The 26406-nt window shown below is 61.4% G+C and carries 17 protein-coding genes; 8 read left to right on the forward strand and 9 right to left on the reverse strand.

The annotated features are described in order from the left end of the window. The first annotated feature begins 40 nt into the window (after positions 1-40). From NOR97_RS14570 to yaaA, 3 genes are all read left to right on the forward strand, one after another. Positions 41-328: a YggT family protein gene (locus NOR97_RS14570; protein WP_005980077.1), complete on the forward strand. Its 288-nt coding sequence runs from the start codon at positions 41-43 to the stop codon at positions 326-328. 76 nt (positions 329-404) lie between these two features. Beyond that, positions 405-2444: a DNA helicase RecQ gene (gene recQ, locus NOR97_RS14575; protein WP_257599564.1), complete on the forward strand. Its 2040-nt coding sequence runs from the start codon at positions 405-407 to the stop codon at positions 2442-2444. A gap of 33 nt (positions 2445-2477) precedes the next feature. Further along, the gene (gene yaaA, locus NOR97_RS14580; protein WP_170346766.1) at positions 2478-3248 is read left to right on the forward strand and encodes a peroxide stress protein YaaA; all 771 of its coding nucleotides are present in this window, start codon (positions 2478-2480) and stop codon (positions 3246-3248) included. A gap of 90 nt (positions 3249-3338) precedes the next feature. Here the strand turns inward: yaaA and NOR97_RS14585 are convergent, their stop codons facing one another. Further along, on the reverse strand, positions 3339-5597 hold the full coding sequence (locus NOR97_RS14585; protein WP_257599565.1) for a response regulator: 2259 nt from the start codon (positions 5595-5597) through the stop codon (positions 3339-3341). 117 nt (positions 5598-5714) lie between these two features. Here NOR97_RS14585 and NOR97_RS14590 point away from each other — a divergent pair, with 117 nt between their 5' ends. Together NOR97_RS14590 and pbpC are read left to right on the forward strand one after the other, a co-directional pair. Further along, positions 5715-11141, forward strand: coding sequence for an alpha-2-macroglobulin family protein (locus NOR97_RS14590; protein ID WP_257599566.1), 5427 nt, complete (start codon positions 5715-5717; stop codon positions 11139-11141). Between the two features lie 36 nt (positions 11142-11177). Then, positions 11178-13214, forward strand: coding sequence for a penicillin-binding protein 1C (gene pbpC / locus NOR97_RS14595; protein ID WP_257599567.1), 2037 nt, complete (start codon positions 11178-11180; stop codon positions 13212-13214). Here the strand turns inward: pbpC and NOR97_RS14600 are convergent. From NOR97_RS14600 to NOR97_RS14615, 4 genes are read right to left on the reverse strand one after another with little or no spacing between them, the layout of a single operon-like run. Beyond that, positions 13211-15253 (reverse strand): hypothetical protein, encoded by a 2043-nt coding sequence (locus NOR97_RS14600; RefSeq protein WP_257599568.1) that lies wholly within the window; start codon positions 15251-15253, stop codon positions 13211-13213. The genes pbpC and NOR97_RS14600 overlap by 4 nt on opposite strands. Next, positions 15250-18012, reverse strand: a complete 2763-nt coding sequence (locus NOR97_RS14605; RefSeq protein ID WP_257599569.1) for a DUF4159 domain-containing protein — start codon at positions 18010-18012, stop codon at positions 15250-15252. The genes NOR97_RS14600 and NOR97_RS14605 overlap by 4 nt, the downstream gene beginning before the upstream one ends. Beyond that, positions 18009-18884 carry a DUF58 domain-containing protein gene (locus NOR97_RS14610; protein ID WP_170346772.1) on the reverse strand — a complete coding sequence of 292 codons (876 nt, stop codon included), beginning with the start codon at positions 18882-18884 and terminating at the stop codon, positions 18009-18011. The genes NOR97_RS14605 and NOR97_RS14610 overlap by 4 nt, the downstream gene beginning before the upstream one ends. Continuing rightward, on the reverse strand, positions 18881-19888 hold the full coding sequence (locus NOR97_RS14615) for a MoxR family ATPase (RefSeq protein WP_257599570.1): 1008 nt from the start codon (positions 19886-19888) through the stop codon (positions 18881-18883). The genes NOR97_RS14610 and NOR97_RS14615 overlap by 4 nt, the downstream gene beginning before the upstream one ends. Before the next feature lie 64 nt (positions 19889-19952). Between NOR97_RS14615 and NOR97_RS14620 the strand changes: the two genes are divergently transcribed. Continuing rightward, positions 19953-20528 (forward strand): DUF1285 domain-containing protein, encoded by a 576-nt coding sequence (locus NOR97_RS14620; protein ID WP_170346774.1) that lies wholly within the window; start codon positions 19953-19955, stop codon positions 20526-20528. Here the strand turns inward: NOR97_RS14620 and NOR97_RS14625 are convergent. Next, positions 20511-21461 carry a DMT family transporter gene (locus NOR97_RS14625; protein WP_257599571.1) on the reverse strand — a complete coding sequence of 317 codons (951 nt, stop codon included), beginning with the start codon at positions 21459-21461 and terminating at the stop codon, positions 20511-20513. The two genes, NOR97_RS14620 and NOR97_RS14625, sit on opposite strands and share 18 nt — an antisense overlap. Positions 21462-21636: 175 nt before the next feature. Here NOR97_RS14625 and NOR97_RS14630 point away from each other — a divergent pair, with 175 nt between their 5' ends. Both NOR97_RS14630 and NOR97_RS14635 read left to right on the forward strand, forming a co-directional pair. Further along, entirely contained in the window at positions 21637-22389 is a 753-nt protein-coding gene (locus tag NOR97_RS14630) for a hydroxypyruvate isomerase family protein (RefSeq protein ID WP_257599572.1), read from the forward strand. 76 nt (positions 22390-22465) lie between these two features. Then, positions 22466-22696, forward strand: coding sequence for a DUF2798 domain-containing protein (locus NOR97_RS14635; RefSeq protein ID WP_170346776.1), 231 nt, complete (start codon positions 22466-22468; stop codon positions 22694-22696). A 48-nt stretch (positions 22697-22744) separates the two neighbouring features. Here the strand turns inward: NOR97_RS14635 and polA are convergent, their stop codons facing one another. The 3 genes from polA to NOR97_RS14650 form a co-directional block, all read right to left on the reverse strand. Then, positions 22745-25543, reverse strand: a complete 2799-nt coding sequence (gene polA, locus NOR97_RS14640; protein ID WP_257599573.1) for a DNA polymerase I — start codon at positions 25541-25543, stop codon at positions 22745-22747. A gap of 70 nt (positions 25544-25613) precedes the next feature. Further along, entirely contained in the window at positions 25614-26084 is a 471-nt protein-coding gene (locus NOR97_RS14645) for a hypothetical protein (RefSeq protein ID WP_257599574.1), read from the reverse strand. 82 nt (positions 26085-26166) lie between these two features. Beyond that, positions 26167-26343: a zinc-finger domain-containing protein gene (locus tag NOR97_RS14650; RefSeq protein ID WP_170346779.1), complete on the reverse strand. Its 177-nt coding sequence runs from the start codon at positions 26341-26343 to the stop codon at positions 26167-26169. Between the last annotated feature and the right edge of the window lie 63 nt (positions 26344-26406).

Raw genomic sequence — 26406 nt, forward strand, 5'->3', positions numbered from 1 at the left:
ATGGTGCTTAGGTCTCGGCCAACAAGAATACGGAGAACCCATGCTGTCGCTGATCCAAATCCTGCTGCTGATCCTGGACATTGTCTGGTTCATCATCCTGGCCCATGTGATCATGAGCTGGCTGATCAACTTTCAGGTGCTCAACCTGCACCAACAGCTGGTCGCGCAAATCTGGTACGGGCTGAACCGCCTGTTAGAGCCTATCTACGGCCCGATCCGGCGTATCCTGCCCAATATGGGCGGTCTGGACCTGACGCCGCTGGTGGTGCTGATCGGGGTCTATGCGCTGCGGATCATCCTGATCAACAACGCGGTCTATTTCTACTGACCTCTTGTTCCCCGATTCCGACTGTGTGATTGTCCGTTCAAGAGCAGTCAAATCTTGAAACAGGGCACCCCCGCACATGTTCGACGCCGCGCCTTTGCTGCGAGATGTCTTTGGATTCGATGAATTCCGCCCCGGGCAGGAAGAGATTGTCGATGCCGTGACCGCTGACCAGAACGTGCTGGCGATCATGCCCACGGGTGGCGGCAAATCCCTGTGTTTTCAACTTCCTGCCCTGCTGCGTGACGGGGTGACGGTGGTGATCTCGCCGCTGATCGCGCTGATGCGAGACCAGGTGCGCGGGTTGCAGGAGGCCGGGGTCGAGGCCGGTGCGCTGACCTCGGGCAACACCCCCGAGGAAACCGACGCCGTGTGGGAGGCGCTCGAGGCCGGGCGGCTGAAACTGCTGTATATGGCGCCCGAACGGCTGGCGGCGGGCTCGGCGCTGGGCATGTTGCGGCGGATCAATGTCAGCCTGATCGCGGTGGACGAGGCCCATTGCGTCAGCCAATGGGGCCATGATTTCCGGCCTGATTATTTACGGATCGGAGAATTGCGGCGCGCCCTGAACGTGCCTCTGGCCGCCTTCACCGCGACCGCCGACGCCGAAACACAGGACGAGATCGTCGAGAAACTGTTCGACGGCACGCCTCCGCGCAAGTTCCTGCGCGGCTTCGACCGCCCGAACATCCACCTGGCCTTTGCCGCCAAGGACAGCCCGCGCAAGCAGATCCTGGATTTCGCCGATGCGCGCCGGGGCCAGTCGGGCATCGTCTATTGCGGCACCCGCAACAAGACCGAAGTGCTGGCGCAGGCGCTGCGCGAACAGGGCCACAGCGCCTGCCACTATCACGGTGGGATGGAGGCCGAGGACCGCCGCATCGTCGAAACCCGCTTCGTGCGCGAGGACGGGCTGATCGTGGTGGCCACCGTGGCCTTTGGAATGGGCATCGACAAGCCCGACATCCGCTGGGTCGCCCATGCGGACCTGCCGAAATCCATCGAGGCCTATTACCAGGAAATCGGTCGCGCCGGCCGCGACGGCGGGCCGGCCGAGACCCTGACCCTGTTCGGCCCCGACGATATCCGCCTGCGCCGCTCTCAGATTGACGAAGGTCTTGCTCCGCCCGAGCGCCGCATGGCGGATCATGCCCGGTTGAATTCTCTACTGGGGCTGGCCGAGGCGCTGGAATGCCGCCGCCAGACCCTGCTGGGCTATTTCGGAGAACAGGCGGCACCCTGTGGCAAATGCGACCTGTGCGATACACCGCCCGAAGTGTTTGATGGCACAACACCCGTCCGAATGGCCTTGTCCGCGATTCTTCGTACCGATGAGTGGTTTGGCAGCGGTCACCTGATCGACATTCTTCTGGGGAACGAGACAGACAAGATCCGCGCGCGCCGTCATGATGGTCTGTCCACCTGGGGCATCGGCAAGGACTGGTCGCGCGCGCAATGGCAGGCGATATTCCGCCAGATGATGGGGCACGATCTGGTGCGCCCCGACCCCGAACGCCACGGGGCCTTGCGGATGACCGAGGCCGCCAAACCAATTCTCAAGGGCGAGGCAAAGATCAACCTGCGCAAGGACGCCCTGCGCAAGGCAACCCGTCGCCCCGCCGTGAAAGCCATGGTGTCCGATGAAGATGCGCCCTTGCTGTCGGCTCTCAAGGCCAAAAGACGCGCTTTGGCAGAATCCGCCCGGGTCCCGGCCTATGTCATTTTCCCGGATCGCACCCTGATCGAAATGGCGGAAAAGCGCCCCATGACGCTGGACGAGATGGCCCGGATCGGCGGCGTCGGCGCCAAGAAGCTGGAACGCTATGGCGACACCTTCCTTGAAGTGATCGCGGGCGAGGTCCAGGCGTTGCACCCGGCGCGCCGCAAGCTGGCCGGTCGCGATCAGGGCGACATCTATGACCGCTTGCTGGAAGTACAATCTCAATTGTCCCGCGGCCCCGACGGGATAGACAAACCCCTGACCTGCTCGGCCTCGCAGCTGGCAAAGGTGGCGCAGATGCGCCCTGACGACCTGCGTGGACTTGAACAGGTGCTGGGCGACCGGCGTCACGAAAGGTTTGGCACTGCCTTTCTGGACGTGTTGCGTGGGGCGGGCTAGATACGTCAGAGCAGGCAAGAAAAGAGGGCAGGTATGCTGGTAGTGATTTCTCCGGCCAAGCGGCTGGACTGGGCAGAGCGGGACGTTCAAGTCACACAGCCGGATTTTCAGGATGATGCGATCAGACTGTCCAAAACCGCACGCAATCTGACCCTTGGCGATCTGAAGAAGCTGATGGATCTGAGCGATGATCTGGCGCGTCTGAATCGCGATCGTTATCGTGCTTTTTCCGACATGCCAGACGCCGATGCGACGCGCCCGGCCGCGCTGGCCTTTGCAGGAGACACCTATCAGGGTCTGGAAGCAGCTTCGCTCGACCCTGACGAACTGGCATGGGCGCAGGATCATCTGCGCATCCTCTCAGGTCTCTATGGTGTTTTGCGGCCACTCGATGCGATACAGCCCTACAGGCTGGAGATGGGCAGCAAGCTGAAAACACGGCGCGGCAAGAACCTGTATGAGTATTGGCGCGACCAGCTGAGCAAAGCCCTGAACGCACAAGGCAACGTGATCGGCAGCGACGTTCTGATCAACTGCGCCAGTCAGGAGTATTTCGGCGCCGTGGACCCGAACGCTCTGAAATTGCGCGTCATCTCGCCGGTTTTCATGGAAGACAAAAACGGCACTCCGAAAATCGTGAGTTTCTTTGCCAAAAAGGCGCGTGGCGCAATGGCGCGATATGTCATTCAGCACCGCCTGACCGACCCCGATGCCCTGCTGGATTTCGATACGGGCGGTTACGCGTATCGTGCTGACCTGTCGGAAAAGGACAAACCTGTCTTTGTTCGACCTTATTCGGCCTGAGACGCTGACAGCCTGATTGATGTTTCCTTCCACGGTTTCGGGCCGTGGGTCCGAGCGAGGGGCCAGCCCCTCGCGCTCCCCGGGATATTTTCAGCCAGATGAAGTGGGATTCTGGTTGTGGTCACACATGGGTGCATGTTCCTGGGCGAGGTGATTGTCCATGACTTCGCTTACGCCATCCGGTTGGTGTTGCAGGATCATTTGATGAATATGGTTTTTGCGCAGCGGTTTCGTCATGTAGTGATCCAACCCCGCGGACAGGATACCCTGATCGTCACCGGCCATTGCATGAGCCGTCAAGGCCACGATCGGGACATGACGCCCTGTTTCGACCTCAAGCCTGCGGATTTCAGCAGTGGCCTGTTTGCCGTCCATTTTTGGCATGGAAATATCCATGAAGATCAAGTCCGGGTCAAACTCCTGAAAGATCTCAACGGCTTCAATTCCATTGGACGCAAATCGCAGGTCTATATGCAGGTCTTTGACCATCTTTTTCAGGATCAGCTGGTTGGTAAGATTGTCCTCGGCCGCAAGTACTTTCATGCTCCTTGTTTCCAAGACTTTGGTTTCTTTGTTGTCAGGGGCGGAATTTCGCTGCGTCGAGCGACGTTCCGGCCGCGGAGTGTCCTTGAGAGCCACGAGCCTGGAATACAACTCGGCCCTGGGGATCGGCTTCTGCAACACACCGTCGATCAGTTCACGGGCTGGGTGCGTGTGGATCAGGGATGGATTTGCAGACATCACGATGACCGAGGCGTCGCCCCACCCACGGTCTTTGAGGGTGACGGCAAGATCCAAGCCATCCATATCCGGCAGATCATGGTCGCACAGGACAAGTTCAATCGCGTCATGCATTTCTGCCAGCGCCTCGGCCCCTGACGCGCAAACCGTCACTTCGGCTCCTAAACGGCCAAGTTGTTTCGCCAAAATGGCACGGTTTACGGCCAGATCCTCGACCACCATGACGTGTTTCACGCAATCCGCCAGTTTCGGAGGTTCGGGCTGTGGGCCTTCTGCCGTGGGCAGCGACACCCTGAACCCGAAACAGGACCCCTGACCCGGTTCGCTTTCGACCCAGACCGAACCGCCCATCATGGTGATCAGGCGCCTGCTGATGGCAAGACCCAATCCGGTACCTTCAAATTGGCGATTGCGTTCATCTTCGACCTGATTGAACTCACCAAAAACGTGGTTGATCTTGTCCGCATCGATACCGATGCCGGTATCTTCGATGGCAACATGGATGTCGCATGTCTGAGCCTGGGCATGCGGAACGCCTGTCACACGGACCAGTACATGCCCTTCCGTGGTGAACTTGACTGCGTTGCCGACCAGATTGGTCAGAACCTGCCGTATTCGGCCGGGATCGCCCACAAAAAGGGTGGGCAGGAACAGGTCGTAATCCACAAGCAACGTGAGCCCCTTGTCGCGCACGCTTGGCTGCAACAGCATCGCGACTTCAAGAATGCAGCGCTCCAGATCGAAGGGTTCAGGGTGCAGAACCAGTTTGTCCGCCTCGATCTTGGAGTAATCAAGCACGTCGTTGATGATGACCAACAGTGCCTCACCCGAATTGCGGATCGTGTTGACATAGAGCCGCTGTTCTTCGTCCAGCGGAGATTCACCAAGCAGTTCGGCCATACCCACGATACCATTCATCGGCGTGCGGATTTCGTGGCTCATATTGGCGAGAAAGGCTGATTTGGCCCTGTTGGCCGCTTCCGCCCGTTCGCGGGCAGCCTTCAGTTCTGTTTCGTGCCGGACCGACGCGGTGATGTTGAGCGCCAGGCTGACCACGTCACCGCCGCTGCCACGCTGGTCGATCAGGCGGATGTAGTGGCCGTTCCACAGCTGCATGACGATCGGAGGTGGATTGGCCCGGTTCCAGCGTGCCTGCATTCTGGTCTGCCATTCCTCGGCAGTTTCGTCACCGGTATCGACAATTCCTTCGGTGGTCAGCAATTGCAGAATGCGCTGGTAGGAAATCCCTGGCGCCACCTCATCCAGCCCTTCAAATACGCTGAGATATGCAGCGTTTGCGCTGATGAGCCTGCTGTCGCCGTCAAAGAAAGCAAACCCGTCCTGAATGGTCTGGATCGAATGCCACAGGCGGCGTTCGGCAATTTCGATCTTGGCATGGGCGACGGTGAGATCGGATTTGACCTTTTCGTTTTCGCCGCGAACAGTTTCAACTTCGGCCTGAGTTTCACCAATACGCCGGGTCAGCGCCATGGCGTGTTGGCCCAGTTTTCGATTTGCAGCCGATAGTTCGGCCTGTTTCAAGGCAAGCATTCGTTCGGCTGCCAGACGCGCACGCCGTTCCTGTGCCAGTTTGTTTGCAAGACTCATTTTGATCGATTCCGGGACGTTCGGAATTCAGCATCGCCACAGAGAATGAAAAACTGTTTAAGCCGTTGCGTTACAGGCGCGCGCCATGCAAGGCTGAGCCCGAATAGGAGGGCACCTATGCACCGCTTTGTTTTTATTTCAATGACTTACATAATTTTCCTTCTGATCCTTCCCGCTGCCGTTCTGGCGCAGAGTGCGGTGCCTGAGTTCCGCTATGTCACCTCTCGGGACACGGATTTTTATGGCTCGGATTTGGATGCTCTGTTCGACACCGATCTGAAGTCCTGCATTCAGGCCTGCTCGGCAAACGCGCAATGTACGGCGTTCACCTACAACACCCGGTCCGATGCCTGCTTTCCCAAAAGTGGCGTGAACCGGCAAGAGGCGTATCAAGGCGCATTGTCCGCGCAAAAGGTGCCAAGCGCTGAACAGACCCTAACCTTGGGAAAAACGCGCGAGCAAGCACTCAGCGTCCTGAGTTCTGACGATCTGGGTCACGCAAGAAAACAAGCCCGCGATCTGGGGTTCCTGCACCCGGCAGGAGGGTATGATCTGCAAGCCGTTCTGGATGCCGCGCGCGACGCGGGCAGTGTCACGCAAGCGATGCAGTGGACCGGCGTCGCCGTATCGCTAAGCGACCGCGCGGATCTTTGGGTGGAATATGCGCGCCTGCTGCTGGCCATGAACCCTTCGGGTTGGAACGAGCGGCGCGACCTGCGCAACCGCGCGCTGAATGCGGCGATCAATGGCTATCTGCGCGCCGATGGTCCCGGCTCCCAGATCCCTGCGCTGATGACCCTTGCGGAGGCCCTGGAAGAGGTTGAGCGCGGGCGCGACATGATCCCTGTTCTTCGGCTGGCCGAGCAGGTGCAACCGCGGGAAGACGTATTGGCCGCCTTGGACAACGCCATCGGTAAATATGGCTTCCGCGTGGTTGACAGCTCGGTCGAAAGCGATGCGGCTGCCCCCAGGATTTGTATCGAATTCTCGGAATCGCTGGTCAAGGCCGGGGTTGATTATGATCCCTTCGTTCAGCGTGACGCTGACGGGCTGGTCGTGCAGGCCGAGGGCAGGCAGCTTTGCGTCGATGGGGTTGCGCATGGCCAACGCTATCGCCTGACATTGCGCGAAGGCTTGCCTGCCGCCTCGGGCGAAGCACTGAACCGCAGCATTGAACTGACCCATTATGTTCGCGACCGGGCACCTTCGGTTCGGTTTCCCGGGCGCAGCTATGTCCTTCCGAAATCTGCCGACGCGGCCTTGCCTGTCGAAACGGTCAATGTCACCGAACTTGACCTGACCCTGCGGCGGGTCAGTGATCGGAACCTGTTGCGTGCCGTGCAACAGGGTTTTTTCGGCCGCCCGCTCAGCGAATGGCAGGAAGAGGAATTCTCGGACCAGATTGCCCAGGACATCTGGACGGGTACTGCCGAGGTTTCCAACCAGTTGAACCAGACCATGACGGCACGTCTTCCCATGGCCGAAGCGATCTCGGATCAACCTGCCGGTATCTATGCATTGACCGCCCGCGTGCCGGGGGCCGATCCCTATGACGATCCTGGCGCAACACAATGGTTTGTTCTTTCTGATCTGGGGATCAGCACCGCCCTTGGCACTGACGGGCTGCACGTGACCGTGCGCGGGCTAAGCGATGCAGTACCGCGCCAAGGTGTCGAAGTTTCGCTGGTCTCAGAGGCGAATGCCGTCATCGCATCGGCACAGACCGATGAAACCGGCTATGCAAGATTCGATCCGGGCCTTACACGCGGCAAAGGGGCCAGTGCGCCTGCTCTGGTGACGGCTGCACTCGATGATAGAGATTTCAGCTTTCTCTCGCTGACCGATCCTGCCTTTGACCTGTCGGATCGCGGCGTTGAAGGGCGCGCGCCGGCGGGGCCGGTCGATGTCTTTCTGACCACCGACCGAGGTGCCTACAGGGCCGGCGAAGTGATCCACGTCACTGCCCTGTCCCGCGATGGCAAGGCGCTGGCCATCGAGGGCCTGCCTCTGACTGCGATCCTGTATCGCCCGGACGGGGTGGAATACCGCCGGTCGGTCTCGGATGGCGGCGTTGCCGGGGGCCATGTCTTTGCCCTGCCCGTGGCCGCAGACGTACCGCGTGGCGCATGGAGGGTTGAAATCAAATCCGATCCCAAAGGCGATGCACTGGCGCGTCATACCGTGCTGGTCGAGGATTTCCTGCCCGAACGTATCGATTTTGACCTGACCCTGCCCGACGCACCTTTGCGCCCCGGCGACAGTCCACCGCTTTCGATCGACGCACGCTATTTGTTCGGAGCGCCGGGGTCGGACCTGAGCATCGACGGGCAGGTCATCGCGCGCCCGGCGGACACGGTTCCGGGCTACGACGGCTATCGCTTTGGTCGCTATGATGCAGAGACCTCGATCAAGAGCACATATTTCGGTGACATGCGAACAGACACGGCGGGGCAAGCAACAGTGGCCGTCGAAGTCCCTGTATTAGAGACTGAAGGAAAGCCAATCGAGGCCGAAATCATCGCCCGGCTGGCCGATGGCTCGGGCCGCCCGGTCGAGCGTCGCCTGACCGTGTCCGTCCTGCCGCCGCACCCTGTTATTGGTGTCAAACCCCTGTTCGACGAAGTCATCCCGGAAGGCACCGAGGCTGCGTTTGAGGTTGTCGGCCTCTCGCCTGAGCTGACGCCCATTCCGATGCGCCTGCGCTGGACGCTGAACAAGATGGAAACGCGCTATCAATGGTACCAGCTTCACGGCGACTGGAATTGGGAACCGACAACGCGCCGCACCCGTGTCGCCACTGGCGAAGTGGACGTTTCCTCCGACCCTCTGACGCTGACACAGCCTGTGGAATGGGGGCGCTATGAACTGGTGGTGCAACGCGTAGACGGAACATATACCGAAACCGCCGTCGATTTTTATGCGGGCTGGTATCAGGCCGCCGATGCGTCAACCACGCCGGACCGGCTTGAAATGTCATTGGATCGCGACAGCTATCGCATCGGGGATACGGCGCAGTTGCGGATTGTACCGCGAATGGCCGGTGTCGCTCAGATCGAAGTCCTTTCGAACCGTCTGATCCATCGCCAAATGGTGGAAGTGCCGGAAGGTGAAACTCTGATCCCCATTGAGGTAACGAAGGATTGGGGCGCAGGGGCTTATGTCACCGCAACCGTGATCCGCCCAATGGATGTTGCAGCCGGTCAGAACCCGGCGCGGGCAATGGGCGTGGCCCATGCCAGCATCGATCCAGAGGAACACAAACTCTCCGTAACTGTCGATGTGCCCGAGGTCACTGCACCACGTCAGACGCAAAAAGCCCGTATCAGGGTCGAAAACACCGTGGACGACGAACCGATCTGGCTGACGCTGGCCGCTGTCGACGTGGGCATTCTGAACCTCACCGGGTTCGAAAGCCCGGACCCGCAAGGATACTATTTCGGGCAGCGCCGTCTGGGCGTTGATCTGCGGGATGTCTACGGGCGACTGATCGACGGCATGACCGGAGCCATGGGCACCGTGCGCTCGGGCGGCGACAATGACAGCGGGATGCGTCGCCAGTCTCCGCCGCCGACGCAAGACCTGATGGCCGTGTTCAGTGGCCCGGTCGAGATCGGCGCGGATGGTGAGGTTGAGATCGACATTCCCCTTCCCGCTTTCAACGGAACCGTCCGCCTGATGGCCGTCGCGTGGTCGCACAAAGCCGTCGGCCAGGCCGAAGCCGAAATGATCGTCCGCGACCCTGTGGTCGTCACCGCCAGCCTTCCGCGCTTCCTTGCCCCAGGCGATCAAAGCCGCATGCGTCTTGAGATCGTCCATGCGGATGGCACACCCGGGGCAATGGCACTTGGCCTGAGCGCCTCCAACGGTTTGGAGCTGGGTGCGGCACCATCCAGCTTTGTGCTGGAGGACGGCGGCAAGGCGGTTTTCGAGATCCCGATCACGGCCAGCGCCGTCGGCGATCCTGAAATCAGCGTCTCGATCACCACTCCTGATGGGCGCGACCTGTCGCAAACCCTGCGGATGCCCGTGCGGGCCAATGATCCGGTGATTGCCCTGACACGGCGTTTTGCCTTGGGCGCAGGCGACAGCTTCCTGTTTTCACAGGACGTGTTTGACGGGTTCCAGCCGGGTTCGGCCAAGGCCATCCTGTCCGCCGGAGCGTTGGCAAAATTCGACACACCCGGACTGCTGGATCAGCTGAACCGTTATCCCTATGGCTGCACCGAACAGATCACCAGCAAAGCGCTGCCGTTGCTGTACCTGTCATCCGTTGCGCAAGCCGCGGGGCTGGGGGATGGTCCGGTTGTGCATCAACGCATCGCCGATTCGATCCGCAGCATCCTGACCCGTCAGGCCGCGAACGGCGCCTTTGGTCTGTGGCGCGCAGGCAGCGGGGATTTCTGGCTGGACGCCTATGTGACCGACTTCCTGTCCCGTGCCCGCATTCAGGGACATCCCGTGCCGGACCGGGCTTTCGCTCAGGCAATGGACAACCTTCGGAACAGGGTCAATTACGCGCCTGATTTTGACGAAGGCGGTCAGGACATTGCCTATGCTCTGATGGTTCTGGCGCGGGAAGGCGCGGCCTCGATGGGCGATCTGCGCTATTACGCGGATGTCAAAGGGGATGCCTTCGACACCCCTCTGGCGGCGGCACAACTGGGCGCAGCTCTGGCCTCTTACGGCGACCAGACCCGAGCGGATGCGATGTTCAACCGTGCCGCGCGGATGCTGGATCGGCAACGGAACCAGCAACAGAACGTCTGGCGCGCTGACTACGGCACCCACCTGCGGGATGCGGTCGGTCTGTTGACCCTTGCCACGGGCGCGGGCAGCGAGGCGATTGACCGCGATGCTTTGATCCAACGGGTGAGCACGGGCCGCACGCCGCTGTCTCCTCAGGAGGCCACGTGGTCGTTGCTGGCGGCGCACGCGCTTGTGTCTGACCCAACGGGGTCGGGCTTGATGGTCAACGGCGCACCGGTTTCCGGTCCGTTCGTGAAGGTTCTGCAATCCGGGCAGGCGGATGAGATCAACATCACGGCCGCCGACGGTCAGGCGACGGATATCACCTTGACGATCACGGGCATTCCGGAGGTTCCGCCCGAGGCGGGCGGCACCGGCTACGCGATCGAACGGCGGTACTATTCGATGGATGGCGATTTGATCGACGCAAACAGCTTTGCCGTGGGTGACCGGTTCGTCACTGTACTGCAAGTAACACCGTTCGAAAGCGGCGGTGCGCGGTTGATGGTGGACGATCCACTGTCCGCCGGGATCGAGATCGACAACCCGAGCCTGCTGCGCTCGGGCGATGTGCGGGCACTCGACTGGCTGGACCTGTCCGACGCCACCCATACCGAGTTCCGTTCGGACAGGTTCCTGGCCGCCGTTGATTTGTCCGGTCGTGAGACGGTAACGCTGGCCTATGTGGCGCGCGCCGTAACACCGGGCGTGTTCCATCATCCTGCGGCCTCGGTCGAAGACATGTACCGCCCGCAGAACCGTGCGCGTACGTCGACCGGACGGGTCGAGATCCAGTGATCAGCCTTGCGCCATATCGCTGCTTGGATGGCTGTCATGCCTAGGCGGTCGCGACTTTTGTTTGCGCTGGCCGGAGCACTCTACCTGACGGCATTGGCGCGGGATGGTGTTGACCGCTGGGTCGACGCCACAACCCTCCCTCCCGTTCTGGCTGAAACTTCGGTCGAGATGCGAGACCGGAACGGCGACCTTCTGCGTGCATTTCCAGTCGAGGATGGCATCTGGAGGCTACGGCCCGGCGCCGTCGATCCGAATTTCATCGCCATGCTGATCCGGTACGAGGATAAACGGTTCTGGACCCACGCCGGAGTGGACCCCATCGCGATGCTGCGGGCCGCCGGGCAAAGCCTGTGGAACGGGCGCAACGTGTCGGGCGGGTCCACCCTGACCATGCAGGTGGCGCGGTTGATCGAAGATGGCCCGACCGGGCGCTGGAGCGGGAAATTTCGCCAGATCAGAGTCGCATTGGCGTTGGAGCGGCATCTGAGCAAACAGCAAATCCTGAACCTTTATCTGACCCACGCCCCCTATGGCGGCAATCTGGAAGGGCTCCGTGCCGGTGCCCGCGCGTGGTTTGGAAAGGACGCCGCCCGGCTGACTCCCGCACAGACAGCCCTGTTGGTCGCACTGCCGCAATCCCCCGAGGCCCGGCGTCCGGATCGCAACCCACAGGCCACCCGAGAAGCGCGTGACCGGGTGCTGCGCAGGCTTGAACGCCATAACGTCCTGACCGGTGCTGAGGCGCGCGCGGCCATGACCGAACCCCTTCCGGGTCGGATGAATCCGTTTCCGCGCCTTGCACCGCATCTGACTGACCGTGTGGTGCGGCAAGCACCCGCAATCCAGGCCTTCGACCTGACCCTGGATGCCGGATTGCAGGCCCGGCTGGAAACCTTGGTGGCCCATGCCGCCACCCGTGTCGGACCACGCGTTTCCGGGGCCCTGATCGTGGCCGATCATCGCAGCGGCGAGGTTCTGGCATCGGTCGGATCTGCCGGGTACCAGGATGCGCGTCAGGGGTTCGTGGATATGACCCGGGCCGTACGGTCGCCCGGATCGACCCTGAAACCTCTGGTCTACGGGCTGGCCTTCGATCAGGGGCTGGCCCATCCCGAGACCCTGATCAGCGACAGCCCCGTCATGTTCGGTCGGTACGCGCCGCGCAATTTTGACGGCGCATTCCGTGGAGATGTCCGGGTGCGGGAGGCATTGCAATTGTCGCTGAACATCCCCGTTGTACGGCTGACGAATGAGCTGGGGCCCGTTCGTGTGATGACGGCATTGCGGTTGGCCGGCTCGGAACCGCGTCTGAAGGGCGGCACACCCGGATTGGCGATTTCTTTGGGCGGCGTGGGGTTGAGCCTGCACGATCTGGTACAGGTCTACGCCACCCTGGCAGCTGGAGGCACAGGCCCGATCCTGCATCATGACGTTCTGGCAGACGCCCAGCGCACCCGGCGCGTTCTGTCGGATACCTCGGCCTGGCAGGTTTCGGACATTCTGGCCGGGCTTGCGCCACCGGCAGGCGGTGCAACAGGGTCGCTGGCCTACAAGACCGGCACGTCTTATGGCCACCGCGATGCCTGGGCCATCGGCTTTGACGGGCAGCACGTCATCGGGGTCTGGCTGGGCCGCGCCGATGGAACGCCTGTTCCCGGTGCATTTGGGGGCGATGTTGCCGCGCCGCTTCTGGCCGAGGCTTTCAACCTGTTGAAACCCGACCTCACGCCCCTGCGTCCCCCGCCACCCTCGACCCTGCTTGTCGGCGCGGCCCAATTGCCGCAACCGTTGCAGCGATTTCGCTCCCGCACGACAGCTTTCAAGGATGATCCCTCGGCGCCGGACCTGCTGTTCCCGCCAGATAACGCCGTGTTAGAGACGTCAGGAGCACCACTGACGGTCAAACTGCGTGGGGGCGTCGGGCCGTTTTCCGTGCTGGCAGATGGCGTACCGGTGCTGACCGGTCAGCGGCGACGAGAGTTTGAAATCCCCAATCCGGGGACCGGCTTCACCTCGCTTGTCGTGGTGGATGCGCAAGGTCAATCCGACAGGGCGTCAATCAGGATCGATTAGCGCCGCCCTTCGCGCAGCCAACCGCCCAACAGGAAACCTCCTGCCAACAGCAAAACCAGCCAAGGTGGCAGCAGACCCGCCTGGGTCACATCCCGTGTCTCGTAGGCATCGCGCGGGGTCAGACCGATCCAGCCCCGACCAGCCGCCGGACGCCCGGCGCGCACGTTGCGGATCGACGGCAATCCATCTTCCAAACGGATCACGCCGCCACGCATGCCGGCCAGAACCGGTTCAAGAACATCCCCCGTTGCAATGGTGCGTTCAAACTCCTTCGGCGCGGCGGGACCAAGGCCAATCACGGCTGTATGGTCGCCTTCCTGCAAACGGTAAAGACCAATCTCAGGCCCAAAATATTGCGCTTCGAACCGCCCCAGAGAGACCTCTTGCAAAGTGATTTCCAGCGTTTCGCCGTTCGGACGCGTCACAGTCACCGGACCCACATCATCCCCAAGCGTCTGTCGAATGATGCGCATGGACTGCCCGTTGGCTTCGGCCCACAGCGCCTCTTCCTCAAGCTCGGGTTCCTTCATCATCCAATGGGCCAGCCTGCGCAAAAGCTCCAGTTGTGGGCCGCCGCCTTCAAAGCCACGGCTCCACAGCCAGGCGTGGTCCGAAGCCAGCATCGCGACACGCCCTTCGCCCACTCGGTCCAGAACCAGCAGGGGGCGTTCGTCAATGCCTGTCATCAGAACCTCGCCCGAGCGATGGTTCACATCGATCTGGCGCAACCAGGCCCCCCAATCCTCGGAATCGCCAAGATTTGTTGTTACCGGATGGCGCTGACCCAAGTCGCTGACCTTCGGAACATAGCGTTCCTCGAAGACACGCGCAGAGGGTTGAGCCGGCAGGATCGGTGCCAGCGGCGACCGGAAAATGCTGTCAGCTCCGGCGAAATCGGGACCGGCCGCAATCAGAACGGCGCCGCCATCGTTGATATAACTGGTGACGTTGTCCAGATAGATCGCAGGCAGGATGCCGCGCCGCTTGTAGCGGTCGAAGATGATCAGATCGAAATCGTTGATCTTTTCCAGAAACAGTTCACGCGTTGGGAAAGCGATGAGTGAAAGCTCGTCGACGGGCACGCCATCCTGTTTCTCGGGCGGACGCAGGATGGTGAAGTGCACGAGGTCTACGGAACTGTCGGATTTCAGCAGGTTGCGCCATGTGCGCCCGCCGGGATGCGGCTCACCCGAGACCAGCAGAACGCGCAGGCGATCCCGAACGCCGTTCATCTGGATCAGCGCGGTGTTGTTGCGGTCGGTCAACTCACCTTCGGCCTGAGGCACGGAAAACTGGATCACGTTGCGCCCGCCATGCGGCAGGGTGACAGGCAGTTCGACGTCCCGACCGATTGGAATACTCAGCTGCTGCGGCTCGCCACCATCCACGGAAATCTCCAGCGGCGCTGTCGCGGCACCCGCGGGGGCTGCACCGCTGTCTTCCACGCGCAGGGTCAAAGTCACTGATTCTCCGATGATGGCAAAGGCCGGCGCGTTTCGGACGATAAGCCTGCGATCCCAGTCGTCTGCACGCCCGGTTTGCAACAGATGCATCGGCGCCGGCAATTCCGGGGCCTGATCGGCATCATGCACGATCCCGTCCGATACCACCAGAATGCCCGCAATGCGCGCGCGCGGTTCTTCGGCCAGGGCTTCATTCAGGGCGGCCATGACCTGCGTGCCCTCATCCCCGTCACCGTCGCCGACCCGAATGCGGCGCAGTTCCGTATTGTCCCGCGCCTCGATCTCGGCGGCCAGATCTTCGGCGGCCTGCGCAGTTTGACGGGCCCGGTCCGAAAGTGTCTGGCTGGCGCTTTCATCCTCGATCATCAAAACGATATCCGTCAGCGGCGCGCGGTCCTCGACTTGATAGACCGGACCGGACAGTGCCGAGATGACAACCAAAGCCGCCAATCCCCGCAGGGCCCAGCCCGACAAGCCGCGCCACAAGGCCAGAGCTACTCCGACAGCAGCAATCGCCCCCACAGCAGCCAAAAACGGCCACGGGATCAGCGGGTCGAATATGACGGTTCCGGTCATTGTCCCAACCTGTCCAAAAGGGCGGGCACGTGGACCTGATCGGATTTGTAGTTCCCGGTCAGAACGTGCATCACCAGATTTACGCCAAACCGATTTGCCAGTTCGCGTTGCCGTTCCCCGGCATAGCCACGACCGACAGGCAACAGGGCCTGCCCGTTGCGATCCACGGCCCAGGCCCCGGCCCAGTCATTGCCGCCGATAACCACCGGCGTCACATTGTCGTTGAGGTTGCGGAATGGCATCCCCTCGATCTGTTCGGCATCCCCGGGCGCAGCTTCGACCCAAACTTCTGCGCCGGAATAGCGACCCGGAAAATCCTGGAGCAAATAGAATGTTCTGGTCAGGACGTGATCGCGGGGTATCGGCTCTAATGCAGGGATATTCAGCGGTCCGGCCAGTTGCTGCAACTTGCGGCCATTCGGGCTGGATGCGCCAAAACCGGCGATGTCCGCGTCGCGCGTGTCAAACAGGATCATCCCACCCGAACGCAGATAGGCGTTCAGTTTGATATACGCCTCGGCCGAAGGTTGCGGCTGGTTCGGTGTTATGGGCCAATAGAGCAGCGGAAAGAATGCCAGTTCGTCTCGTTCCAGATCAACGCCGATGGGGTCCGCCGGTTCGACAGAGGTGCGAAAGAACAGGGTTTGTGCCAAGCCCCGCAATCCGGCCTCGGCAATGTCGTCCACCTGCGCGTCACCCGTCAGCACATGCGCCAGCACAAGTTCTTGCGTTGCCGCCAGGGCGAACTCGGTATCTTCGGGCGTCTGCGCCTGTACGTCCGGCACCAGCAGAAAAGCCGCCAGCGCCGCAGCCGTCGTTCGGGCCAGACCCAGCCTGCCCGACAAAGCCAGAGAGGCAATTATGTCAACCGTCAGCAAGATCAGTGCGAGGCTGAGCAACAGGCCACCAAGCGGGGTTTCGGTGCTGATTTCCTGCCCCTTGATCGGCACATTGGCGGGCCAGGTCACCGGGCGCAGCTCGGTTTCTTCCGAGACCACGTTCAATGCCAGCTTCTGTTTGCCGCTTTCATAAAGACCCGGACGCAGCTCTGGCCCGATCCGGCCCGAGATCAGCTGAACCCCATCCACACCGGCCAGCGTTCCGGCATCCGACAAGGCCCCAAACCCGTCCATGATCTGAACCGGTTCCCACGTGGTGCCCTGCAACTGCGCCTCTTGCCGCGACTTGGCTGCCGAAGCCACGGCCAAACGGTCCAGCATCTCGACGAACAGGCCCGACAAGGGCAGGCTGGACCATTCGGCATCCGCAGTGACGTGAAACAGCACCACCTGCCCAAGTCCCAGTGCCTTGCGCGTCACCAATGGAGTGCCGTCGGACAGCGAAGCAATCACGCGATCCGCCAAGTTAGGGTCTGGTTGGGCCATGACTTGTGTCGAGACGACCACGTCATCCGGGATAGCCAGGCCGAAAAAAGGAGAGTTCTCGGGGAATGGAGCCAGCGTCTTGGCTTCGCCCCAGCTCATCGCGCCGCCGACGGATCGCCCACCGCTGCGCAGCCGCGCCGGCAACAGGGTGTCTTCGGTGTCCCTGCCCAGATCGCTGGCCGCCATGCGCGGACCGGCAAAACGCAGCAGCAGCCCACCCTGTTCGACCCATTCGATCAAAGCGGCCTTTTCCGGTTCCGACATCTGGGCCACGTCCGACAGGACGATCACATCCGGGTTGGCGGGCAGAACCTCAAGCAGGGCGCCATCCACAAAATCCGCGGTCGGACTCAGGACCTGTGTCAGGTAATGCAGAGGCGACAACAGCTCCAGCCCTTCACGGTTGAGGGTTCCGGCAATCAGTGCAACCTCGCGCCGACGCAGACTGTCATCGGTCAGGGTCACGGCCCCGGCGGACCTTTGGCCCTGAATTTCAAACCTCGTGATCCGGGCGCGCAATTCCGACGGCAGTGCCAGATCGGCCTGCGCCGTGGTTTCGCCGGCTTCAAGGGTCAGCTCAACGGAATGCAGCACCCGGGCCGTGCCCGCCGGATCACGGCCTTGCGCCAATACCGTCACGCGGTCTTCCAGGCCGGGGCCCGCGCGCTGAACGGTCAATTGGATCAGCCCGTCCTGATAGGCCGCAGGCCGGATCGCAACGGGCCGAGACGCCGCCTGATAGACCGTCACATCACCGCGCGCCTGTAGGCTGGACACCAGTTCAGCGTGGTCTGCATAGTCCAGCCGGTCACTGAACCAATGGGTATCAAACCTGCCGTCAACGGCGTTCAACGCGGAAATGGTCTGAGCAATCTGATCCGCATTCGGCTGCCAGGGGTTCGGGGTCAGCCCCGGCAAACGCCCGCGCCACGCTTCCGCAGCCTGAAATACAGGTGTTTCCGGCTCTGTCAGGCGCAAAATCGCAACCGTGCGGCCCGCGCGCCCGGCTTCGGACAGCTGGGTGTCGATTTGGTCAAGTGTCGCCGGCCAGCGCGCGGCACCGGCCCAACTGGCATCCAGAACCAGCAGCAGCGGCCCGGTTCCGGTTTCATCCCGTGACGGGTTCAGGACCGGCCCTGCCAGCCCGATGATGATCGCAGCCGCCGCCAGCATCCGCAGCAGCAGCAGCCACCACGGGGTGCGGTCGGATACGCTTTCGTCATCCTTCAGGCCCAGCAGCAGCGTGACCGCCGGGAACAAGCGGCGGATCGGTGCGGGCGGAACAGCGCGCAGGATCAGCCACAGGATCGGCAGGGTCAGAAGACCCAGCAACACCCAGGGCGCGGTAAAGCCGATGCCCGCCAGAACCGTCATCGCGTTCCCCCGTCCAAGGCCCGATAAAGCCACAACAGAGCCGCCTGCGCGCTGTCGCCCGTGTGATGCAGGCCCAGTTGCCAGCCCGTCGCCCGGCATAACTGCGTCAGCGCGTCCTTGCGGCGTGCGAGGCGTTCCAGATAACGATCCCGCAACTCAGCAGCCTTGAGCGTTTCGTGTCGGACGGACCCTCCGACGCTTTCGAAGATGGTGCGCCCGCGATAGGGAAACGACTCCTCACCCGGATCCAGCACTTGCAGAACCACGCCGCGCACGCCACGGTCGGCGGCTTTGGTCAGGGCCAGTTCAACCTCATCCATGGGGCCCAGAAAATCAGAGATGAACACGGCGCGGGCATGAGGGATCATGGCGCGGTGTTCGGGCGGGGCGTAATCCGCTTGATCATCCTCGGACCAGGCCTGCGCCAGCCGGATGATCTGCGCATTGCCGCGCCGGGGCGGCAAGGTGGTGCCGGTCAGGCCGACACGTTCACCACCGCGCACCAGAAGGATGGATGTCGCCAGCCCCAACAGCCGGGCGCGATCCGCTTTGGTCGGCAGGGTCTTGTCGGATGCAAACCGCATTGAAGCCCCCTGATCGACCCACAGCATCACGGATTGCGCGATCTGCCATTCCCGCTCACGTACAAACTGCTGATCCCCCCGCGCCGAGCGGCGGTGATCGATCATGCGACGGCTGTCGCCGATCTGGGCCGGACGGTATTGCCAGAAATCATCCCCCATGCCGGACCGCCGTCGACCGTGGTCGCCCAGCAGAACGGTACCTGCCAAATGCTCGGCCCGCGCCAACAGGGGCGGCAGCCGTGATGCCTCGGCTTCGGATCTTTCGCGAAGGGTCAGCGCGGCATTCACGCCGCGGCCTCGGTCCGGATCAGCCCGACAGCGGTCGAGTCGATCAGATCAGCAAGGCTGTCGCCACGCGCCCGTGCCGCAAAGTTCAGTGCCATCCGATGGCTGAGCACCGGGCGCGCCATGTCCAGAACATCCTCGGCATTTGGCGCCAGACGTCCCTGCAACATGGCACGCGCCCGCACCGTCATCATCAGCGCCTGCGCTGCACGAGGGCCCGGGCCCCAGGCCACGGTTTCGGCAACCCGTTCGGACACACCAGATTCTTCGGGGCGGAAGGCCCGCACCAGATCAAGGATCAGCTCAACGACGGATTCTCCGACCGGCATCCTACGCAACAGGACCTGCGCGGCCAGCAACTCTTCCTTGCTGAAAATCTGATGCGCTTCCTCTTCTTCAACCCCTGTCGTGGCCAGCAGAATATCCCGCTCGGTCTGACGGTCGGGGTATTCGACATCGATCTGTACCAGGAACCGGTCAAGCTGCGCTTCGGGCAGCGGGTAGGTGCCTTCCTGTTCAATCGGGTTTTGCGTTGCCAGCACGTGGAAGGGCGTACCCAATGAACGATCCTCGCCCGCTACGGTCACTGTACGTTCCTGCATCGCCTGCAACAGCGCCGACTGAGTCCGCGGACTTGCCCGGTTGATCTCGTCCGCCATCAACAGCTGACAGAAGATCGGGCCGGAAATGAACCGGAAATGGCGGCTGCCATCGTCGGCAGTATCCAACACCTCAGAGCCCAGAATATCGGCGGGCATCAGGTCGGGCGTGAACTGAATGCGGTTGCCATGCAGGCCCATCACCGTTGACAGGGTCTCGACCAGACGCGTTTTGCCCAGCCCCGGCAGACCGATCAGAAGGGCATGGCCGCCACACAAAAGCGCGGTCAGCGTCAGGTCAACGACCCTCTCCTGCCCGATGAAGCGGCGGGTGATCGAGGCCTTGGCCTCTTGCAGCTTGTTTTCCAGCGCTTCGATCTCGGCTACGAGGTCGGCAGGTTCGGTCATGACTTTCCCTTCCGTGGAGTAATATGATTGAAGTGTATCGCGCTGAGAGGAAATGGCAAAAGCAATGAGCGGACAAAAACCTGTGAAACCGTCGCCTGATGGTCTGGCGGCATCGGTCAAGGCGGCCAAAACCAACGGTTTACCGCCCGTTCACCTCTGGAATCCTCCGTTTTGCGGCGATCTGGACATAAAGATCGCAAAAGATGGCACATGGAGTTATTTAGGCTCACCCATCACCCGTTTCGAGCTTGTGAAGCTTTTTTCCTCAATTCTTAAGAAGGAAGACGGCAAATACTACCTCGTCACGCCGGTCGAGAAGGTGGGAATCACTGTCGAAGACGCGCCGTTTGTTGCTGTGGATTTCGACCGGGACGGGGATGGAAAGGACCAGTCCTTGACCTTCACAACTCATGTTGGCGACAGGGCCGTGGCCGGAGTTGACCATCCGATCCGCATTGTAATCGACCCTGAAACAGACGAACCCTCACCCTACATATTGATCCGCGACAACCTCGAAGCCCGCATAGACCGCAAAAGCTTCTACCGCCTCGTCGAGATCGGAACGCATCATGACGGCTGGTTTGGTGTTTGGTCAGGCGGGCAGTTCTTTGGCCTGATCCCCTCAGCCGACCTGAGCTGACCGGGGCGCGCGATCCTGTGCCAGCACGACAGCCATTGCAACAATGCCCGCACCCAGTGCCCGGGTCCAGTTCCACTCGTCCCCCAGCATCAGCATGATCAGCATCACGTAGAACGGGGCAACATTGATGTGAAAAGAGGCCAACGCAACGCCCAGCTTGCCGACGGAGGTGATGAAAAGGACCTGGCTGAGGCCCATGGAAACAAGCGCATAGATCAACAGCATGCCTGCCTGCTGCACGTCGAATGCAGTTGCAGGCATCACTTCCAGGCCAAACTGCGCCGATCCGAAAACCAGCAGCGACGCCATGCCCAGCCCTCCGACGAAGGTGATCGTGGTGCGCCCGGTCTGGCTGAGCTCGGGGAAGTCCCGGGCGGTTGCCATGCTGGCCCAGCAAAACAGCACCGTTGATCCAACCGCACAGGCCGCGCCCAGACCCAACTGTGCCGGGGCCAAGGCGCTGGTGGCGATCAGCCCGCCGACAACCGACACAAGAACGCCCAGCGCAAAATTCCACTTCAACCGGCGTGTGCCAGCAGCCAATTCAAGCAATGTGGCCACCAAGGGCGCACACGAGACGATTAGCGCCACCGTCACCGGGTCGGTCAGCTTTTGCGCCACGATCAAAAGGAACATTCCCGACCCGATCCCAAGGCCGCCGACGGTCATTGCATGACCCCAGCGGGCCGAAACAACCCGGCGCGGTCCGTCCAGAATCACCCAGACCGGCACCATCACCAACACGGCCAGCGCCAGTCGCGCGGCCAACAGGGCAACGGGCGGCCATGTTTGCAACAGCACTTCGGCCGCCGGAAATCCGGCCGCCCATGTCAGCATCGAGGCCACGGCCAACCCGTTGCCCGACAAAGCAGAATACTGTCCCGCCGGCGCAGAAAGGCCGTTCCCGCGGACGGGGTCTGGGCTCATCGCCATCGTTTCAAACCTTCTATTGGCACGGCGCCGGAAAAATGATTCGCCGCAATGCAGGAAGCGTTTCCGATTTCATCGGGTCGATCTGGTCGAATTTCGACAAACTGTCGTTTTCTGTCACTTTCACAGAAATCAACGCGCGGATAAGGTCGGGCCACCTGAAACCCATGGGCCGCCTATGCCAAAATTCGCCGCGAATATCTCGTTGCTCTTTGCCGAACTTCCGTATCTCGACCGGTTTCAGGCAGCGGCAGACGCCGGGTTCCGGGCGGTCGAGATCCTGTTTCCGTATGAACTTGCGGCAAAAGAAACCCGGCGGGCCTTGCTGGCCAACGGGCTCGAACTGGTTCTGATCAACGCGCCTCCGCCGAATTATACCGGTGGCACACCAGGTTATGCCGCCATCCCCGGCGGTGCGTCCCGGTTTCAGTCTGATATCCGCCGCGTTCTGCGCTACGCTCAGGTGCTGCGACCGGGCTTCATTCATATCATGTCCGGATACGCAGCCGGAACGGATGCGATGGACTGCTTCGTGCACAACTTGCAGTGGGCTGCCGATTCCGCACCGCAGCAGACTTTCACGATCGAACCCCTCAATCCGATGTCCCAACCCGGCTATTTTCTGAACGACTATGATCTGGCGGCCGAGGTACTGGGCCGCGTGGATCGCCCGAATGTCGGTCTGCAATATGACAGTTTTCACGCACATATGATCCACGGCGACGCGCTGGCCGTCTGGGAGCGTTTTCACCCCAGTGTTGTCCACGCCCAGATCGGGGCCGCCCCCGAACGTTCTGAACCGGGGCGCGGGCCCACGGATTTCGCGCAGCTTTTCGCGGCAATGGATGATGCTGGTTACACCGGTTGGGTCAGCGCCGAATACGCGCCTTCTACCCGGCACACCGAGGCATCTCTGCACTGGATGCAATAGGCCTGTGCGCCTGCGCACTGGAAATCACATTTCGAATACCGCATATGATCCGGCAAATCAGCAGAGGAAGAGCCGCATGATTCCCGCCCGTTTTGCCCCCGTCCTGTTTGCCTTCATCCTGTCAGGGCTGATGTCCTGCATCGTGACCTGCATCGCAACAGTCAAAGAGATCGGGCTGGGCCCCGAGACACTCGCCAGTTGGATGGGTGCCTGGAGCGTCAGCTGGCCGGTGGCCTTCGCGGTGGTTCTGTTCGTGGCCCCGCTGACCCGCCGGTTGGTCGCGCTGTTGGTCAGGCCCGAGGCCTGACCTGCCGCGAAGATGGCCCGCCGGGCCTGATGAGCGGCATGGCGCTTGCTAATGCGCCTCGGCCCAGTTGGCGCCTTTGCCCGCATCCACCGTCAGTTTCAAGTCCAGCTTCACCGCCGGGTCGGGTGCGTTCTCCATAACGTCGCGTGCAATCTCGATGGTCTGATCCACGGAATCCTCGGCGACTTCGAACAACAGTTCGTCATGGACCTGCAACAGCATCTTGGCGGGCAGCCCATTGATCGCACCCGGCATCCGCACCATCGCGCGCCGGATCACATCCGCCGCCGTGCCCTGAATCGGCGCGTTGATCGCCGCCCGGCGCGAGAATCCTGCATGCGGCCCCTTGGCGTTGATCTCGGGCGTGTGGATTTTGCGCCCGAACAGGGTTTGGACATAGCCGTGCTCTTTGGCAAATGCCACCGTGTCATCCATATACTGGCGAATGCCCGGAAAGCGTTCGAAATAGCGGTCGATGAAACCCTGTGCCTCGGCCCGCGGGATGCGCAGGTTGCGCGCCAGGCCGAAGCCCGAGATGCCATAGATCACACCAAAGTTGATCGCCTTGGCCTGACGGCGGATATCCGGCGTCATCTCAACCAGCGGCACGTCGAACATCTCGGATGCCGTCATCGCGTGAATGTCCAGCCCATCCGCAAAGGCCTGTTTCAGGGTCGGAATGTCGGCGATATGTGCCAGGATGCGCAGCTCGATCTGGCTGTAGTCGAGGCTGACCAGAACATTGCCCGCCTCGGCGACAAAGGCCTCGCGGATGCGGCGGCCTTCTTCGGTGCGCACGGGGATGTTCTGCAAATTGGGGTCGGTCGAGGCCAGACGCCCGGTATTCGCCCCGGTGATGGCGTAAGACGTGTGCACCCGGCCCGTGTCGGGGTTGATATGGGTCTGAAGCGCGTCGGTATAGGTCGATTTCAGCTTGGACAGCTGGCGCCAGTCCAGCACCCGGCGCGGCAATTCATGCTCGGTCGCCAGATCTTCCAGCACATCGGCGCCGGTCGAGTACTTGCCGGTCTTGCCCTTCTTGCCACCTTCCAGGCCCATCTTCTCGAACAGGATCTCGCCCAGCTGCGCGGGTGAGCCGACGTTGAAGGTTTCGCCGGCCAGCTCGTGAATTTCAGCCTCTAACCCGGCCATTTTCTGGGCAAAGGCGTTCGACATGCGGCTCAGCACATCGCGGTCGACCTTTATGCCGTGCATCTCCATTTCCGTCAGAACCGGCACCAAAGGGCGTTCAAGCGTCTCGTAGACAGTCGTCACCTGCACCCGGTGAAGCTGCGGCTTGAAAAGTTTCCACAAGCGCAGGGTGATGTCGGCATCCTCGGCGGCATAGGCGGTGGCCTCGTCGATCGGCACCTTGTCGAAGGTGATCGCCGATTTGCCCGACCCCAGCAGCGGTTTGATCGGGATCGGCGTGTGGCTCAGGTATCTCTCGGACAAGGTGTCCATCCCGTGCCCATGCTCGCCACCGTGCATGGCGTAGGACATCAGCATCGTATCATCGATCGGGGTCACATTGATGCCGTGACGCCTGAATATCTTGGCGTCGTATTTCATGTTCTGCCCGATTTTGAGGATCGAGGGGTCCTCCAGCACCGGCTTCAGCAGTGTCAGCGCCTCATCCAGCGGCATTTGCCCTTCAGCCAGCGCGTCTGAGCCGAACAGATCATCCGCCGCACCATCGCGATGGGTCAGCGGGATGTAACAGGCTTCGCCAGCCTCGACACACAGCGAAATACCAACCAGATCGGCGATCATTTCATTCAGACCGGTGGTTTCGGTATCCACCGCAACCCAGCCTCGCTCATGGGCCTGATCAATCCACTTTTGCAGAGCCACTGCATCACGGACACATTCATACTTCGCCGAGTCAAACGGGATCGTCTCGGCCTCAACTTCCTTGGCCGCAGGCGCCGGTGCATCGGCGATGGCCGGTGCTTCGACGCCCAACTTGTCAGCGATCCGTTTGGTCAGTGTGCGGAACTCCATATCCGCCAGAAAACTCAGCAGGGTCTCTGCGTCGGGCTCCCGCACTTCGAGATCATCCAGCGTGAAATCCAGCGGTGTGTTCTCGTCCAACTGCACCAGTTTCTTCGACAGTTCGATCTGATCGCGCTTGTCGATCAGGGTTTGCCGGCGCTTGGGCTGTTTGATTTCCTCGGCCCGGTCCAGCAGTGTTTCCAGATCACCGTATTCGTTTATCAGAAGGGCAGCCGTCTTGACCCCGATGCCCGGAGCGCCCGGCACGTTGTCGACGGAATCGCCGGCCAGCGCCTGAACATCCACAACGCGTTCGGGGCCAACTCCAAACTTCTCGATCACCCCATCCCGATCAATACGCTTGTTCTTCATCGCATCCAGCATCTCGACACCGTCACCGACCAACTGCATCAGATCCTTGTCGGAGCTTACGATGGTCACGCGGCCCCCAGCCTCGCGCGCCTGCACGGCAAGGGTGGCGATGATGTCGTCGGCCTCATAGCCTTCGAGTTCCTTGCAGGCGATGTTGAACGCTTTTGTCGCCTCGCGGGTCAGTGGAATTTGCGGGCGCAGGTCCTCGGGCATCGCTTCGCGGTTGGCCTTGTACAGGTCGTACAGATCATTCCGGAATGTGTGCGACCCCTTGTCGAAAATCACCGCCACATGGGTCGGTGCATCCGGCCCCGCGTTCCCTTCGACATATTTCTGAAGCATGTTGCAGAACCCGGACACCGCCCCAATCGGCAAACCATCCGACTTGCGGGTCAGCGGTGGCAGCGCGTGATAGGCCCTGAAAATAAAGGCCGATCCGTCGATCAGATGCAGGTGACACCCTTTTCCGAATTTGCTCATGCGCGCGCTCCCTATCGGTCAGGGATGGTTCTGCCACAGGGTCGCGCGGGTGACCAGCCAAGAACGCAGCCTAACCGCCAAACAGCCCCGAGAAGACGTCAGAGAAACTGTTCAGCAAAGCCATGATCACCAACACCCCAAGCAACGCAAAAAACGCAAAGGCAAAGAACTGGAAAAGGATTGCCCCCGTACCGATAACCATTCCGGCGATGGCAGGGCGCCGCTTTTCGTGACGCAGGATGCCAACGGCCGAGATGACGATCGCAAGCCCGCCCAGCATGGCAACACCGATCCGCAGGAAATCATCCAGATCGCGGGCGCGGGCAACGGGCTCGGGTTGTTCCACCCCCGCGGCGGCCCTCAGGGTCGATTTGCCGATCTCGGCTGCCAGTTCACCCAGCGACACACCCGCAGTCTGCTGAGGTGCAAAAGGCCCCGCCCAGAATACGAACAACGCGGCAATCAACGCCAAAGACGCGATGCCGAACCCAACCCATCCGAAAACCGGGTCAGCATTGTCAGTGGTCGAAATTCCGGTCATCACGTATCCCTGCTTTGGTAGCTCCAAAGCACTATCATGAAAACCGGGGCAAGATTTGGGCGAAACCCGGTTGGTCGGGCAATCAGCCCTGTTCGGTGCCTTTCAGCACATATTTGCAGTCGCAATACGGGCACTCGACCCAGCCTGTATCCTCGGGGATTTGCAGCCAGACGCGCGGATGGCCCAATGCGCCTTCGCCGCCGTCACAGGCGACACGGGCGGTTTCAACGATCTTGGTTTCCGGCGCTTCGATGGTCACGGCTGGCGATCCTTCTTCGGTTGTCGGCCTCGCGGGCATGCATTAGGTGCGTTTATGAGCGAT

The sequence above is a fragment of the Ruegeria sp. YS9 genome (assembly GCF_024628725.1).
Lineage (GTDB): Bacteria > Pseudomonadota > Alphaproteobacteria > Rhodobacterales > Rhodobacteraceae > Ruegeria > Ruegeria atlantica_C.